Genomic DNA, 14,111 nt, shown 5'->3' with positions numbered 1-14,111 from the left:
AATCGACAGCCCGCTCGCGGCCTACCGCTAAAAAATGCCTTACAGGGTTGCGCGGTAGGGTTTAAACGTCGAGCGGCTACGCCATCAGCTTGTTGGCGAAGTACGCGAGCAGCAAACCTCGGGCGGTCCACAGAACCGTTCGGATCCAGTTGCTGCCGACAAGCAGCTGATAGTCCGGCTGGGAAAAACCGTTTTGGGTCAATCGATTGTGACAGGGCACCTGGATCAGCGCGGTCGACAGCCAGATTCCGACAACGGCGATGAACGCCGCCACCAATGCCCAGCGTGGAATGCCGGCGGGCACAGACGCGAGTAACATCCCTGCCGTCGCGATCTCGATCAGCATGGGTAGCCCGACGATCGGAGTGATCAGATTTGAATGATCCGTTTCATATTTCACGAACTCCGCTTCGCCAACCCGGTCGAACAGTTTGTAATGCACGACCTGTACCATCCAGATCAATCCGACCATGTACCAGGTTGCGATCAGATTGATCAGAAAGATCAAGTTCGCCTTCATTCGATCGACTCCAATCGATTGACCCCCAAATGATAACGCAACGCCTCGTCGGCTTGGGTGAAACGGAATTCATACCCGGTCTGTTGCAGCACCGATGGGATCACGCGCGTGCTGGACAGGAGCAACGCATCGGCCATTTCGCCGAGTGCAAGCCGTAGCGCGAACGCCGGGGCGGGAACCAGCGCCGGACGCGAAATCACTCGCCCGAGCGTTTTGGCAAAGTCGCGATTGGTCAGCGGACTGGGTGCGGTGACATTGAACGGACCTGAGACGCGATCGTCACAGATCGCGTGGTAGATGGAACCGATCACGTCGTCGATCGAAACCCAACTCCACCATTGACGTCCGCTGCCCAAGGCGCCACCGAAGAGCTTAGCCGGCGTCAACATTTTTTCGAGCGCTCCGCCACCGGGGTCCAGAACGACGCCCAACCGCGCGTTGGCGACGCGAATGCCTGCTTGCTCGGCCGGTCGACAGGCCTGTTCCCATTCCAGGGCGACGTCTGCCAAAAAGGTTTCGCCTGGTGCGCTCGATTCGGACAACACCTCTTCCCCCCGATCTCCATAAATTCCGATCGCTGAGGCGCAAAGAAAGACCTTGGGCGGATCCGCCAGACCGGCCAAAGCCTCGGCCAAACGACTCGTCAAGTCGACTCGGCTTTCACGAATCGCCTGCTTGACCGGGTCGGTCCAGCGTTGGTCCGCGATCGATTTTCCGGCCAAATGCACGACGGCATCGACGCCGGAAAGCCTGGCCGCCTGCTCGGACGAATCCCAGGGAGCGATCGCCGCTTGGCCGTCTTCGATGCGATCGATCGAACGCTCCAACCGAATCACCTCGTGGCCGAGCAAGGTCAGCAACGCACAGAGTTTTCGCCCCACCAGCCCGGACGAGCCGGAGACGGCGATCTTCATCGGCGACGCTTGGTACTTTGCCGCCAATTCCAAGTCGTCGCGCGTGACCCGGTGGCGGTAGGCGAACATCGACTCCAACTCTTTGCGGGCCAATGAAGCCCCCAACATTCCGCCAAATGCTCCCAGCGGCAATTGATACGTGATCGAATCGCGAAGCACACAGCCATCGGAGGACGCTGCATCGAACAAGTGGCGATGCTCCCAATGAGCGAACGGCCCCGAGCGTTGGACGTCGACGAAGCAGTGCGGGGGATCGTATTCGGTGTGCTGTGCGACCCAACGCATCGACAGGGGGCCGGCCTTCAGCCGCAATACCACCACACTATTCGGCTTCAGACTGCCATCGGACGATTCAACCGATACATTTTTCCAGGGTGGAATCAAACGATCGAGGGCGCCGGGTCGCTCGTGGTAGGCGAAGGCCTGCTCCGCGTCGACTGGCAGAGTCGTTGAAGCCAGATAGGTTTTCACTGAGTCTCCAGTTCCGCAAGGTTGACGTCGCCCGCCATCGCACGCAGCTTATCCATCGCCCGACGTTCGAGCTGGCGGACGCGTTCCTTGGAAACACCAAGGCGGTTGGCGAGCGACTGCAGTGTATGAACTTTGCGATGCGCCCCGAGCGAAAAACGGGCGCGGATGATAAATTTCTCGCGGCGATCCAAATCGTTCAGCATCACGCTCAAGCGACTTCTCAGTTCGTGCCAGCGTTTTTCGCTGATTGCCGACTCGCGACCTTCGTCGGTCAAATCCAGATCCATGTCCTGCAGCCCGCCCACGGTCTTTTGCCGTTCCTGCTGCTTGAGGACGACAGTGCGATAGGAATTGCGGCGGATGACCTGCGTCGCATAGGTGCTGAATCGGAACCCGCGATCGAAGTCAAACTTCTCCACCGCGCGGATTAGCGCGACAATTCCGTCGCTGAGCAAGTCATCGAAACTGTTGTTCGGGTTCACGAACTTTTTCACGATTGAAAAGACGAGCCGCAAGTTTGCTTCGACGATTCGGTCGCGGTGCCACGAAGCCAACGCGATCAGCCGGTCGATTGTCTCCAGCCTGACCCGCGACGGACGCGCCGGGTTCAGCACGCTGCGATGCACGGCGGCCTGCTGCAACAGGTAATTCATTCGCTGAAACAGCATTTGCTCCTGCTCGGGCGTCAGCAGAGGTGCCTCACAAAGGCGGCCCAGATGGATCGGCATGTCAATCCCGCTGCGGCGGATCGCCGCAATGCCCAGCTCGGCCTTGCGAGGGGCGAGGTTCAATGGCTCTGCGAACAACTGCTTGCCCAGGTCGGTATCGCCGAAGTCGGGATTGGAAATGAAATCAATCTCCTCCCTCAGCCGACGCTTGGTGCGGGTCTTTAGCTCTTCGTTCGTCAGTTCGGTGAGCGGAGCGATCATTCCGTCCGCGTCTCGATTCGCATCGTTCAATTCGTTCAAGTTCAACCATGCCGGCGGCCGTGCACGGAGTTTGGACGCATCCGGTTTGGGTGCGGCATTCTTCGTGTCAGTCGCAGGGGCGGGGGCAAGCTTGGTGGCCATGGTTTGATCCTTGGGGCGGGGTCGAGAACGGAATTTCGTTCAAAACGTTCAATACGGTATATCGGAAGATTCGTGCAACAACAATGCCCGGATGCAAAAAATGACGAAACAAGTTGAGAATCCGCCATAAAACCGCCGAAACTACGAAAGTTTCTCGATTCCACGGTTGGCGAAGCGGAGGTTTTCGCTACGATTGGAAAACGTTCAGCGCGGACGCTTATCGTCCAAAACGTTCACGCTTCCCAGATTCCACCTCCCGGGTTACCGCCTGTGCCTGACTCGTTGCCGCAGTTTTCTCCGAAACAGATTGCGAGTTCGCTGCATGTCAGCGAGTCGTCGGTCAAGCGTTGGTGCGACCAGGGGGTGATCCCGACGATCCGGACGGTCGGCGGCCACCGCCGGATCACCCTGTCGGGCCTACGGGAGTTCCTCCAGTCGACCGAGCGAACGATCGTCGACACGCAGGCCCTGGGACTCGATGGCAGCGACCTTGAGATCGCGTCGAAGCCGAAGGTGCGGCGGACCGCGGTGCGAGGAGCCGGCACCGAGCCGACCCAGCAGGAGTTTCGCGCGGCTCTGGCGGACGGGGACGAGCGTCACTGTATGCGGTTGCTGGAGCAGCGGATCGCGTTGGGATGGTCCCGCGCCGAGGCCGCCGAGGACCTGATCACCGACGCGATGCGGGGGCTGGGTGATGCCTGGGACTGCGGCGAGTTGGAGGTCTATCAGGAACGGCGGAGTTGCACGATCTGCACACGGCTGATCTACAGCCTTCGGGAGGGCCTTGCGACCCTCCCTTCAGAGGCTCCGATTGCGATCGGTGCGGCGCCGGAGTCGGACCCCTATCAGCTACCCACCGCGTTGGTGGAGTTGGCGTTGCGAGAAAACGGCTGGAACGCGGTGAATCTAGGCAACGATTTGCCGCTGGTTTCGTTGATGCAGGCGGTCCAGGATTACCAGCCCAAGATGGTTTGGTTGAGCGTGACGTCGGTAGACGATCCGGCCCGTTTTGTGGCTGAGCAGAACAAGCTTGCCGACTCGCTGGGCGATCGGGTGAGCCTGATCGTCGGGGGGCGTGCATTGGACGATCAACTGCGTCCGAAGCTGCGTTACGCGGCACACTGCGACAGCCTTCGGCACCTGATCGAGCTGGCTGAGATTCTGAAGCGTTAGTTTTGAAAGCGTTTCTAATTTTGTCTTTTTGCCACTGGCTTTGTTCGCTTCAGCGTTGACACATCGTCCGCGCTGTCCCTACGTTTGTAGCCAGCCGTCAGCAGCGTGTTGATGCTTTTTCACTTGCTGAGTCCCGGTTTGCTATGAACCGTTTTGATGCGACCATGATTTGGAATTCCGTTAGCGATCACGTTGCCGACGGAAAGGACAACGCCCCGCACCCCGTCGACGCACTCGATGCCGAAGAGTTGTCGGGCGAGCACGACGGCGAGGCACCGAGCAGTTGGTCTGCGGCGATCCGTGCCCAGACATTTTTCGTGCCGCTGCATTACGAAGCGAACTACCGTTACCCGTTGGTCGTCTGGCTGCACAGCGACGGCTTCAACGAAAACCAGGTTTGCCACGTGATGCCCCATGTCAGCTCGCGGAACTACTTGGCCACCGGCATTCGCGGCCCGATGGCGTCGGACGCGTCGGGCCACCGGTTTTGGTGGAGCAACTCGGCGGCCGCGTTAGAATCGGCAGAGCGAAGTGTGCTCGCCGCGATCGATCGCGCCGCAGATCAATACAGCATCCATGCCGAACGCATCGTGCTGGCGGGATACCAAAGCGGTGGTACCATGGCGACGCGGATCGCGATGCGTCACCCGGAACTGTTTGCCGCTGCGATCTCACTCGGCGGCGCATTCAATCTGCCCGCCCATCCAGAACTGGACCGCCAGCGACTGAAGGAACGACGGCTGCCAATGCTGTGGCAGCGATCCATTGAAAGCGAGCTCTACGACGAGACACGCTTGGTTTCCGAAATTCAAGCCGCCAGTTCAATCGGAGCACAACTGGAAATTCGGCAGTACCGCAACGACGACGAAATGAACACCGTCGTTTTGTCGGATCTGGACCGATGGGTCATGAATCATGTGGTGAGCGGTGCTCCAGTTGCTAAACTAAGCCATTGGGATACAAGTCCGACTTCGTTCTCGGACAACTAAACTTCCAGTTTCACGACCAGGTTCCATTGTATGGCCGACGAAGACTCTGACGATCTCCCCCAAGTGGTTCAAAGCGATCGCGGTGCCAAGATTTTGATCGTCGACGACGATATCGAAATCATCGAGTCGGTGCGTTACGCGTTGGAAGACGCCGGGTACGAAGTCGTCGTTGCCCGCGACGGAAATCAAGGCCTGGCGCTGGCCGAGCGCGAATCGCCGGACTTGATCATCTTGGACATGATGATGCCTAAACGCAGCGGATTCCTGGTGCTCGAGAAGCTGCGGCGGATGTCCGAAACCATGGTGCCGGTGATCATGATCACCGGCAATGAAGGCAGTCGTCACAAGGCCTACGCCGAACTGCTGGGCGTCAGCGAATACATCCGCAAGCCCTTTCAAATGGACAAGCTTCTGCGGGCCGTTGACACCCAACTCACTTCGGCATGACTCACCCCAATCGATTCCTGCTCGTTGCCGCCGCGATCGCCGGCGCCACGGGTGTGTCCCTGGGTGCCTTCGCCGCGCACGGACTGGAAGGGTTGCTGCAGTCCCAGGGGCTGGAGCCCGAACTGATCGCAAAGCGGGTGGGGCAATTCGAAACCGGATCGAGGTACCACCTCGTGCATGCGGTTGTCCTCTTGGCCCTGGCGGCCTTGGGCACCAACGCCTCCTCGTTGATCGTGAAATCCGGTTCTCTGTTCTTGGCCGGCATCGTGTTGTTCAGCGGCAGCCTGTACCTGCTGGTGTTGACCGAAACGCCTTGGATGGGCGCGATCACGCCGCTGGGAGGCGTTGCCTGGATTGTCGCCTGGGCACTGCTCGCATTCGCGGCTCCCAAGCGGCCGGATCAAACCAGCCCACCTGCGTAAGCAAAACGCCACGCAGCGTCCCTCGTTGAAACGCTGCGGCCAACACGCCTACGTTGATCTTGGAACGTCGATTGCATCGAAAGGCCGCGAGCCTGGTCGCCTATCCGACAGGGTGCTCGACAGCCGTTCGGCCGAACCACGTGTGGCATGACGGCCATGAATCTTCTTTAAGGGTCCAAGCCGTAGCGGAAGCCGAAAGGTGTCAACAAGTTGCTGACCGTTGTCGTTGGGCACGATCTTTGCTTCGACGTCAGGTGATCAACGAACGCGTGCTGATTCGAATTGGAGATTGCCAACACCGCCGAGTCTCCCGCGATTGAATCTGCACGACGAAATCCGCACGACAAGCAACCTGCGTGTTGCCCATCCCAACGCGACCGAGTCAATCCATGAGACATCAACGAAACCTTCTTTACTTCGCCGCTTATGTTGTTCTTTCGATGGCGGCCCTGATGACCGTCAAGGCGGAGCAGCCGTCGCGAACCGACGGGGCTGTGCCGGACGGAGCGGCCCGAGAGATCAGCGACTGGGCGCTGGCTGGCGTGATTTGGAGCGATGCAAGTCTCGCCAGGAAGTTGGCCATCGAGGCCGTCAAACGCAGCGAGTCGATCGAGCAGAAAAATCAACTGCAGGCCATCGCCGAGCAATCCGACCAAGTGATCGGTGAATTGGAGGCGTTCGGATGGACACAGGTCAATCGCTCTTCCGCATCGACGACTGATCGCAATGCCGACCGGGCGTTACCCGACCCCAAAGCTGTCGGTGCCGCCCTGGCGAAATCGATTGATCGTTCCGATCGTGATCAGAAGGCCCGCCCGTCAAAAGACGACGAGGCAACCGAAAGACCGCCGTCGACGCGTCGTTCTGCACAAGCACGAACCGCAGCTAACCCTGACGGGCTCAAACGCTTAGATACCGAAACTCCGGCGGGTACCGACGATCCGGGCTTGGATGACGAGCGAACTGCTGACGGATTGCGATTGGATATCGATCAATACCGTGTCGACGACTACATCGACGAAACACGACGAGAGGCGGGCAATCGGACCGACGCCATCGAAGACGGGACGGAAGCTGCCATCGCTGCCGCCGCGGGACGTCGTGCGGTTGGCGGTCCCGTCGCCGGACGGATCAGCCTGCGAGAGGCCCAGACACGCTCCGCGACCATGCCCTATTCGCAGGATTCGATCTACGATCGGGATGATTACGATCCCGATGCGGACTACGACATCGACAATCCGCTCGGTACCGATTTTACCAACCGAGAAAGCGTCGATTTCGGAGACGGAGACGATGAGATTGACCGAAACGACCCGGCAAAAGTTATCGACGGCGAAGATGAACTGACTGCGGCGCTGCAGCGTCGTGATCGTTCCACCGCTGGACCGGCGCAAGCCGCTGTTGATGCAAAGGGCACAGTCAATCTCGATCGTTATACCAGCGAACGTTCGGGGCATCTTCAAGACGCGAACTGGGTACAGTTTCACTTGGACGCCAACCAAGCGACGTGGTCTCGCTACACAAACCGGGACAACCTTGCCGATCGAACTGGCGATGCAGTCATGAAGCTCAAAGCCGACGCCACGGCTGCGTTGCACGCGACCGACAACCCGCAGCTGGCGAGCATCCTGAAGAAGATTGTCGATTAACATCAGCAGACAATCATTGCCGCCAACGTCCTTTCGTCTCGAGTGGCTTTCATCATCACACCCGCCCGAGACAAGTGACGACAAGCCGCCTATTTCGTCCGCTTGCCCTCGGCGACCGTTTTGATCAAGCGTCGGAGTGTGGGCGAAATCACTCCTTCGCCACTGGGACTGCAATCCGAGTCTCGGGCGCTGAATCGTTGGAGACACTTCTTTCCCGCGATTAAATCGAGAATGACTGAAAGAGTGTTCTCCTTGTCGAGCGGCTTTTGAAGCAAGCCATCGCCACCCAGCTTGCGCACGACGTCCAATGTCTGGCTGTCTAGCAGACTGGTCATCACCAGAACGGGCAACTGGCCGATGCGTTTGTTGTCGGATCGGCGAATCTTCTCAAGAAGCTCCAGTCCGCATAACAGAGGCATCTCCAGATCGGTGACCAGAAGATCAGGTGGATGGTTTCGAATCGATTCCCATGCTTCCAACCCATTTTCAGCAAACACGCAATCGAATCCGCAACCATCGAGCCAGTTTCCAACCTTTGCTCGCGAAGATCGCACATCATCCGCAATCACACATCGTTTTGGGGGGGCATCCTCGGTCATCACAGGGTGAGGCAGAGAGGGAATGAGCGCGGTTGCTACTGCGAGCTTATTTGTGAGTTTTAGAGTGCAACTACCGTGCCCTTGGCACGACACCACGTGCTCGGCATCTCCATCGAACCCGGGCCATCTCTGTCGCTGACTCGACAGCAACGAACCTGGTCCAATGTTTCAGCCGAACGGTTTGTCGAAGCACACTCTTTCGGTGGCAGATCGTTCGTCACTGTCAACCGCCGCGCTCGATGATTGAGACGGAACCTGTTCGAGAAAGTCTCGCACTGGTCATTCACCGACCGGCGATGCCGGGCCGAGCCCACCGGTTGTGGCGCCGGCAAGGGAAAGCCGCCTTTGGCATGGAAACTGCAACGTCAGCCACTGCAATGGTAGCACCCCCGGCAAACTGGCTATCGACAGACCAAGCAACCAACAAGGATTAGGACCATGAACACCCATAAAAAACTGATCGACTTGCTTAAAGACTTTGACACAGCCATGCTCGTCACTCGCAGCGTCGATGGCGCCATCAACGCTCGTCCGATGGCGGTCGCTCAAGTGGAGCCAGACGGCCAACTCTGGTTTGTGACCGAACGCAACTCCGGCAAAGTCACCGACCTGGCGCTGGATTCCGAAGTTGCCGTGACCATGCAAGCGTCCAATAAGTTTGTGTCGATCTCCGGGACTGCACATCCGAGCGATGATCAAGCGAAGTTGGACGAGCTATGGAGCGAAGGCTGGAAAGTCTGGTTTCCCGACGGCAAGTCCAGTGAGTCGATTCTCTTGTTGCGAATCGAACCTTCACGGGGCGAATACTGGGATCACTCCGGTTTGACCGGAGTGAAGTATTTGCTGAAAGCCGGCACGGCATATTTGCAAGGCGAACGCCCCGGGACAGACGCCGAAACCAACGCTTCTGTCTCGATGTAAACACGCGCGTGCCGTGATTTAGACCGGTCCGGAAACGGGCCCTTCGTTAACAACACCGCGTTTTCCACTACCCCAACAAGACTGAGTGAACCATGCGACTCGCCGCCTCTTTACTAACAATCATGCTCGTGACAATCGCAATCGCCGACGATGGATTGTTCGACGACGATGACAACACAACCGCGGCGGGCGACGTTCTCGAAGCCCGCGGTGAACTGGCGACCGGCCTCGGCAAAGGTGCCTATCTAAAGTCCTTGTCGGCCGAACAGTTGCAACAAGCCCTTACGCTGAGGCTCAAGAATCGCGAGGAGCGGGTTGAGCAATACTACGAGCTTCGCGATCTCCGGGACGCGGAAATCGCGGAGGAACACACTCCACTGTCGGAAGAGAAGCGTCGTGAAATCGGCAAACGGATGGCTCCGGATCGATTGCAAGGGAACCAGATCGATCGACAGTCCGGCGAACTTTACTGGCCCCGGCCACTGGACCATCCTGCCCTTCAACCCTACCGCAAGCCGATCGAGGAAACGTTTGCAAAGCGTTCCAGCCCCGGCGAAACGTATCGGCGGATGGATTATGCAAAAGTCCACCGAATGGTCAACTTGATCCACGAAGCGGTAGATTCGATCAAAGACCAACTGGATCCCCAGGAGTTCACCGCATTGAAAAGCTATCTCCGGCAAATCGATTATGAAGCCAGGTTCAACGGCTCCGACGAGAGGATTGACTACTGATGAAAAATGAAAAATCTGCGTCCCCCTTGAACATGACTCCCTGTCCACGGTGCGGCGTTGATGTACACGACCGTGCGGTCGCATGCCCGAACTGTGGCACAAAGATTTATGTCAACTCGCCCGCTGACATCACGCCGACCAGACACCCGCCCGGTTCATCGAGCCATCGCAATGCTGAAAATCGATCCGATGAAACGTAGGGCCGCGAGCAACGTTCGCGGGTGACCTAGACACCGGTAGTGGGCACTCCACCACCGGTGTCCTCTTTTGGGGAAAAGGCCACCTGTCTACAAGATCCCAGTTACGCCGTTTCAAGATCGCCGGCGCCAGCCCTCGCTGGTTGGCAATGGATCATCTGGTCGCCGATCGTCCAGCACCAACTTGGATGCGTGCGCCAAGACGTCCACGGCAATTTCGGCGATGATCACACGCCCTTTCGCGAGCCAGGCCGCCGCAAACGACCACACCGCGATCGATTCCATCCACAGTAGAAAATTAAAATCGTTGAACGATCGCTTCCATTGGCCGCCGAGCAGAAACAAGTATGCCGCCATGGCGATCATGCAGAGCAAGATCACCCATCCACTGGTGCGGTAAACCCAACTCCGCTCACGCAAATGTGGTTCTTGCTCAAATCTCACGTCACGCGGAAAGTGGTACAACGAGTAACACGCCAATGTCAGAAAGAAAACGCCGCCGCTAACGGTGTGCAAGTAGCCACTCAGCGATTTTTGCACGAGCGGATCGCTGGCATAGTCCAGTGGAAACAAGGTAATGATCGATTAGATCTCACGCAATCGAAGCATCTTCTGTGCCATTGACAATCTCTGCTTCGCAATCACGTCCTCGGTTATCCCAGCGGTGTTCTCGATGTCGCTTGCCAGTGTGTGCCGCAGACACGAGTGAATCCATCAGGGCATTCGGCATCGCGTTTGCAATTGAGCGTAAGGCAGCAAAACGTTTCCTCCCTTCCAAAGCGAGATCGCGATGTCCACCATCACCAACGAACTCACACCAACTCGCCTGAAAGCGGGCGAGTTGAACGAACTGGCCAATACAAGTGCAAATCCTTGTGTCTCGATCCTGATGCCAACCTATCGAAATGGACCCGAGACCCAACAAAATGCGATTCTTTTCAAAAATCTGCTCGGCGACGCGAAACGACAACTCGAGGCGGCCGGCCATGACGGTTCGATCGTTGAATCCCTTGAATCGCTTTCCACCAAGCATGCTTTTTGGCAACACCAAAGCGAAGGACTGGCCGTCTTCGTGACGCCCGACACTACACGTCTCGTCCGTGTCAACCGATCCCTGCCAGAACGTGTTTTCGTGGGTCAGACGCTATGGCTGTTACCACTGGTAAGGCAGTGGAATACGGGCGACACCCAGTTTGTCCTCTCGTTGACCTGGGACAGTGCCAGCCTGTTCCGATTCGACGGGGAATCGCTCGAACTGATGGAAACCGGCGTGCTTCCAGCGACCTTTCATGATCTTGTCGTGCCGCGTGATCCCGAGGAGAGCTTGCAGAATACGAGCCACCGCAGCCATGGAGGCGCCGGGGCGACGTCGACGGCAATCTATCACGGTCATGGAGAAGGCGAAGACAAAATTGCGGCGGATCGCGACCAGTACCTTTCGTTGGTCGGCGATCAGGTCGCCGCGGCGATCTACAACACCGGAATCCCGTTGGTGTTGGTCGCGACAACCGAAGTGGCGGGCCACTTTGAAGCGACGACGGATGTGAGCGTCGACGCAAGGGTCGAAGGCAGCCCCGCTCAATGGAGCGACCAGGACTTGCGGGAGCGAGTCCGCCAAACGCTCTCCGACCAGCTGAGTGGTGGCAGCGAGGAGGGTCTGGACCGATTTGCCACCGCCATCGCGCAGTCACAAGGCTCCAGCGATCTTTCTGAAATCGTGGCAGCCACGGCCAACGGGCGCGTCGATTCGTTGTTGATTGCGGCCGACGAAACGGATGCCGAGGCGACGCACTGGAACTCGGCTGTCGTCGAGACCCTGCGTCAAGGAGGAAGCGTTTATCGGTGCGAGGCGGAGCAGATGCCAGGCGTCTCAAAGCTCATGGCGATTTTCCGTTACTGAGTATCGAGCGGTCAACGACTGTCTCATCGCGCTTCGCTGCTGTCTCCAGGCGTGGCTCCAGGTGGCGGAACGTCTACTCCTGCAGTAAAAGAATCGACGTCGCCAGCGGTAAGCAGTTTGTCGCGAGCGCACTCCGCCGCCAGGGTGCTCGCTGCTGGAGTGTCGCCCATGCACCCGACTGGTCGACCACCGATCACTGCGGGCGGTGATTGACCGCAATGGCGGTCGACGAAATCGTGGGACTACGGCAACCCGCTCGTCTACAGCGTCGAGTAGATCACAAGCCCGATTCCGTACACCAGCAGAACAGCGAACGAGTCGGTGCCCATCCCCAAAATCGTGCGGTCACGGCGTTCCAGAATCCCCCACAGGTACAAGCTGGTGACGATAATGCTCAGCGCTGCAAGGAAGCCGGACGACGGAGCCATCGCATCAAAAATCGCACCGTCGCGATAGGTCAGGTCGGCCGGCAAGAAGAGCGCGATTTCGATCGAATTGGTACCCAGAATGTTCGCCGCCGCCATGCTGTAGGCACCAAACCGAACCGCGGAATACGTCGTGCTGACCTCCGGCAAACTGGTCGCCAACGCGACCAACGTCGCTCCGACTACACTCTGGCCGATGCCGGTTTGCTCGGCGATCGCTTCGCCCGTTTTGGCGACGAAAAAGCCTCCGATCAGGACGGCGAGCGAGGCGATGGCGAAGAAACCGACCAAAGCCCTGGTCGAGGTCTCTGCGTATTCGGATTGGTAAGCGTCCTTGAGGTCACGCGCCGACTCGGGCGGCTGGGCCAATTCACCGCTCGGTTTCCAGCGTGGGTCCCCTTCGTAGCGATAGATCACCCAGACAGAAAAGACATAGAAACCGAAAATGACCACCGGCCACAGCCCGAGATGAGCGATGGTCCCCCATTCGCCGCTGCTGAGCGCAGCGGCCGCAATCGCAATCAGCGCGATCAACATCACCCCAACCATCAGTAACGATGAGCGAGGTGAGAACAGCGTCAGCGCTCGGCCTCGCAGCACGACCGCATCGATGATGCCCAGTACGGCGATCTGCATGGCGACTCCGCCGAGCAGGTTTGCACCTGCCAATTTCGCCGCACCTGAGTACGCCGCTGTACAGGTCGTTGCCATTTCTGGCAGACTCGTCGCCCCACCGAGCAACAGGGCGCCGGCGAAGGCTTCACCGATCCCCGTTCGATCGGCGAACAAGTCGACGTAACGACTAAGTTTTGTGCCTGCCAGCCAAACCAGGATCGATCCGAACACAAAGATGGCGGCATTGGCCAATAACGGAAGTTCGAGGAATGAAATCATTCTCGACCGCCGTTGCAACGGACATGCCAGACGGGTCGTGCCGAGCACTGACGCGCCCATTTCCCGCGTGTTGCGTCCGCGTGGCGGAATCGCCGCACTTCGATGCATCCGGCATTGTCCCGCAGGCATTGTCCCGTGGAGGGCACGCCACGACGCGACGCTTTGGCATATCGATTGCTCTCCATTTCGAGGCAGGCACCATTCAAGGGCGGCTGATCGGGTTTTGATCAGCTTGGTCGTTGGGGATGCCGCGTGTGTGCCGGTGACGCTGGAAGGCAATTCATCTTGTCGCCACGACGAGCGGCCACGGCTTACCAAAGAACTTCAAACAAACAAGCGAAACATGAGCAATACAAACCCCCAGATTGAAAAACAACTCGACAAGCTTGCCTCGATCTGTTGCACACGACTCGAGAACGCTTCGACGGATCCAACGCTGGATGATTCGTCGGTCGAAGAATTGCTGAAGTCGCTGTTGATGAGCGGCTATGGGCGTCTCGCCGACCGGAAGTTGCAAGTCGACATCGAGAGTCGCGTCAAAGACATGTGCCGCGAACCGGCGATGCATCGGGGCGGAGCATTGACCGGGATCACCGAGCAATTGCAAAACAAGTTTGACCAATTGCAGGACTGGGAGTCGCGTCAACCCGACGAGAAGGGCGAGGCGAAAGCGGCCAACATCAGCTCAGCGACTGACGCGTGAACGCCCCGTTGCACCGAAGGGAGCTCGCGACGCTTCCACGGCAACGTTGTTGGATCGACACGATGGGGTGACCCCAGAAACTC

General features: G+C 58.4%; 16 protein-coding genes. 10 read left to right on the top strand and 6 right to left on the bottom strand.

What is annotated here, in order from left to right; genetic code table 11:
- Positions 1-76: 76 nt before the first annotated feature.
- From NZK35_RS24265 to NZK35_RS24255, 3 genes are read right to left on the bottom strand one after another with little or no spacing between them, the layout of a single operon-like run.
- On the bottom strand, positions 77-520 hold the full coding sequence (locus NZK35_RS24265; protein WP_259635111.1) for a hypothetical protein: 444 nt from the start codon (positions 518-520) through the stop codon (positions 77-79).
- On the bottom strand, positions 517-1,905 hold the full coding sequence (locus NZK35_RS24260) for a TIGR01777 family oxidoreductase (RefSeq protein ID WP_259635110.1): 1,389 nt from the start codon (positions 1,903-1,905) through the stop codon (positions 517-519). The genes NZK35_RS24265 and NZK35_RS24260 overlap by 4 nt, the downstream gene beginning before the upstream one ends.
- On the bottom strand, positions 1,902-2,975 hold the full coding sequence (locus tag NZK35_RS24255) for a sigma-70 family RNA polymerase sigma factor (RefSeq protein WP_259635109.1): 1,074 nt from the start codon (positions 2,973-2,975) through the stop codon (positions 1,902-1,904). Before NZK35_RS24255 ends, NZK35_RS24260 begins: the two co-directional genes overlap by 4 nt.
- Positions 2,976-3,245: 270 nt before the next feature.
- On the opposite strand from NZK35_RS24255, the gene NZK35_RS24250 reads away from it, so the two are divergent.
- The 5 genes from NZK35_RS24250 to NZK35_RS24230 all read left to right on the top strand — a co-directional run bounded on the left by NZK35_RS24250 (position 3,246) and on the right by NZK35_RS24230 (position 7,655).
- The gene (locus NZK35_RS24250; RefSeq protein ID WP_259635108.1) at positions 3,246-4,148 is read left to right on the top strand and encodes a B12-binding domain-containing protein; all 903 of its coding nucleotides are present in this window, start codon (positions 3,246-3,248) and stop codon (positions 4,146-4,148) included.
- A 164-nt stretch (positions 4,149-4,312) separates the two neighbouring features.
- Entirely contained in the window at positions 4,313-5,137 is an 825-nt protein-coding gene (locus tag NZK35_RS24245) for an alpha/beta hydrolase (protein WP_259635107.1), read from the top strand.
- 30 nt (positions 5,138-5,167) lie between these two features.
- Positions 5,168-5,584 (top strand): response regulator, encoded by a 417-nt coding sequence (locus tag NZK35_RS24240; protein ID WP_259635106.1) that lies wholly within the window; start codon positions 5,168-5,170, stop codon positions 5,582-5,584.
- Positions 5,581-6,006, top strand: a complete 426-nt coding sequence (locus NZK35_RS24235; protein WP_259635105.1) for a DUF423 domain-containing protein — start codon at positions 5,581-5,583, stop codon at positions 6,004-6,006. Before NZK35_RS24240 ends, NZK35_RS24235 begins: the two co-directional genes overlap by 4 nt.
- A gap of 389 nt (positions 6,007-6,395) precedes the next feature.
- Complete coding sequence (locus NZK35_RS24230; protein ID WP_259635104.1) at positions 6,396-7,655, top strand: hypothetical protein; 1,260 nt, start codon at positions 6,396-6,398, stop codon at positions 7,653-7,655.
- 89 nt (positions 7,656-7,744) lie between these two features.
- Here NZK35_RS24230 and NZK35_RS24225 read toward each other — a convergent pair whose 3' ends face one another.
- A complete protein-coding gene (locus NZK35_RS24225) occupies positions 7,745-8,254 on the bottom strand; it encodes a response regulator (RefSeq protein ID WP_259635103.1) in 510 nt (169 codons plus the stop codon).
- 438 nt (positions 8,255-8,692) lie between these two features.
- Between NZK35_RS24225 and NZK35_RS24220 the strand changes: the two genes are divergently transcribed.
- From NZK35_RS24220 to NZK35_RS24210, 3 genes are all read left to right on the top strand, one after another.
- Entirely contained in the window at positions 8,693-9,175 is a 483-nt protein-coding gene (locus NZK35_RS24220) for a pyridoxamine 5'-phosphate oxidase family protein (protein WP_259635102.1), read from the top strand.
- Between the two features lie 122 nt (positions 9,176-9,297).
- Positions 9,298-9,909, top strand: coding sequence for a hypothetical protein (locus NZK35_RS24215; RefSeq protein WP_259635115.1), 612 nt, complete (start codon positions 9,298-9,300; stop codon positions 9,907-9,909).
- Complete coding sequence (locus NZK35_RS24210; protein WP_323379663.1) at positions 9,909-10,109, top strand: zinc ribbon domain-containing protein; 201 nt, start codon at positions 9,909-9,911, stop codon at positions 10,107-10,109. Before NZK35_RS24215 ends, NZK35_RS24210 begins: the two co-directional genes overlap by 1 nt.
- A gap of 111 nt (positions 10,110-10,220) precedes the next feature.
- Here the strand turns inward: NZK35_RS24210 and NZK35_RS24205 are convergent, their stop codons facing one another.
- On the bottom strand, positions 10,221-10,679 hold the full coding sequence (locus NZK35_RS24205) for a hypothetical protein (RefSeq protein ID WP_259635101.1): 459 nt from the start codon (positions 10,677-10,679) through the stop codon (positions 10,221-10,223).
- Between the two features lie 217 nt (positions 10,680-10,896).
- Here NZK35_RS24205 and NZK35_RS24200 point away from each other — a divergent pair, with 217 nt between their 5' ends.
- On the top strand, positions 10,897-12,006 hold the full coding sequence (locus tag NZK35_RS24200; RefSeq protein WP_259635100.1) for a baeRF3 domain-containing protein: 1,110 nt from the start codon (positions 10,897-10,899) through the stop codon (positions 12,004-12,006).
- Between the two features lie 260 nt (positions 12,007-12,266).
- Here the strand turns inward: NZK35_RS24200 and NZK35_RS24195 are convergent, their stop codons facing one another.
- A complete protein-coding gene (locus NZK35_RS24195; RefSeq protein ID WP_259635099.1) occupies positions 12,267-13,325 on the bottom strand; it encodes a sodium:calcium antiporter in 1,059 nt (352 codons plus the stop codon).
- Positions 13,326-13,668: 343 nt separating this feature from the next.
- Here NZK35_RS24195 and NZK35_RS24190 point away from each other — a divergent pair, with 343 nt between their 5' ends.
- Positions 13,669-14,028 (top strand): hypothetical protein, encoded by a 360-nt coding sequence (locus NZK35_RS24190; RefSeq protein ID WP_259635098.1) that lies wholly within the window; start codon positions 13,669-13,671, stop codon positions 14,026-14,028.
- The last annotated feature ends 83 nt before the right edge of the window (positions 14,029-14,111 follow it).

The sequence above is a fragment of the Stieleria sedimenti genome (assembly GCF_025060895.1).
GTDB classification, from domain to species: Bacteria; Planctomycetota; Planctomycetia; order Pirellulales; family Pirellulaceae; genus Stieleria; species Stieleria sedimenti.
Note: the sequence above shows the minus strand (reverse complement) of the source record. Positions and strands in the feature narration are given on the sequence as shown.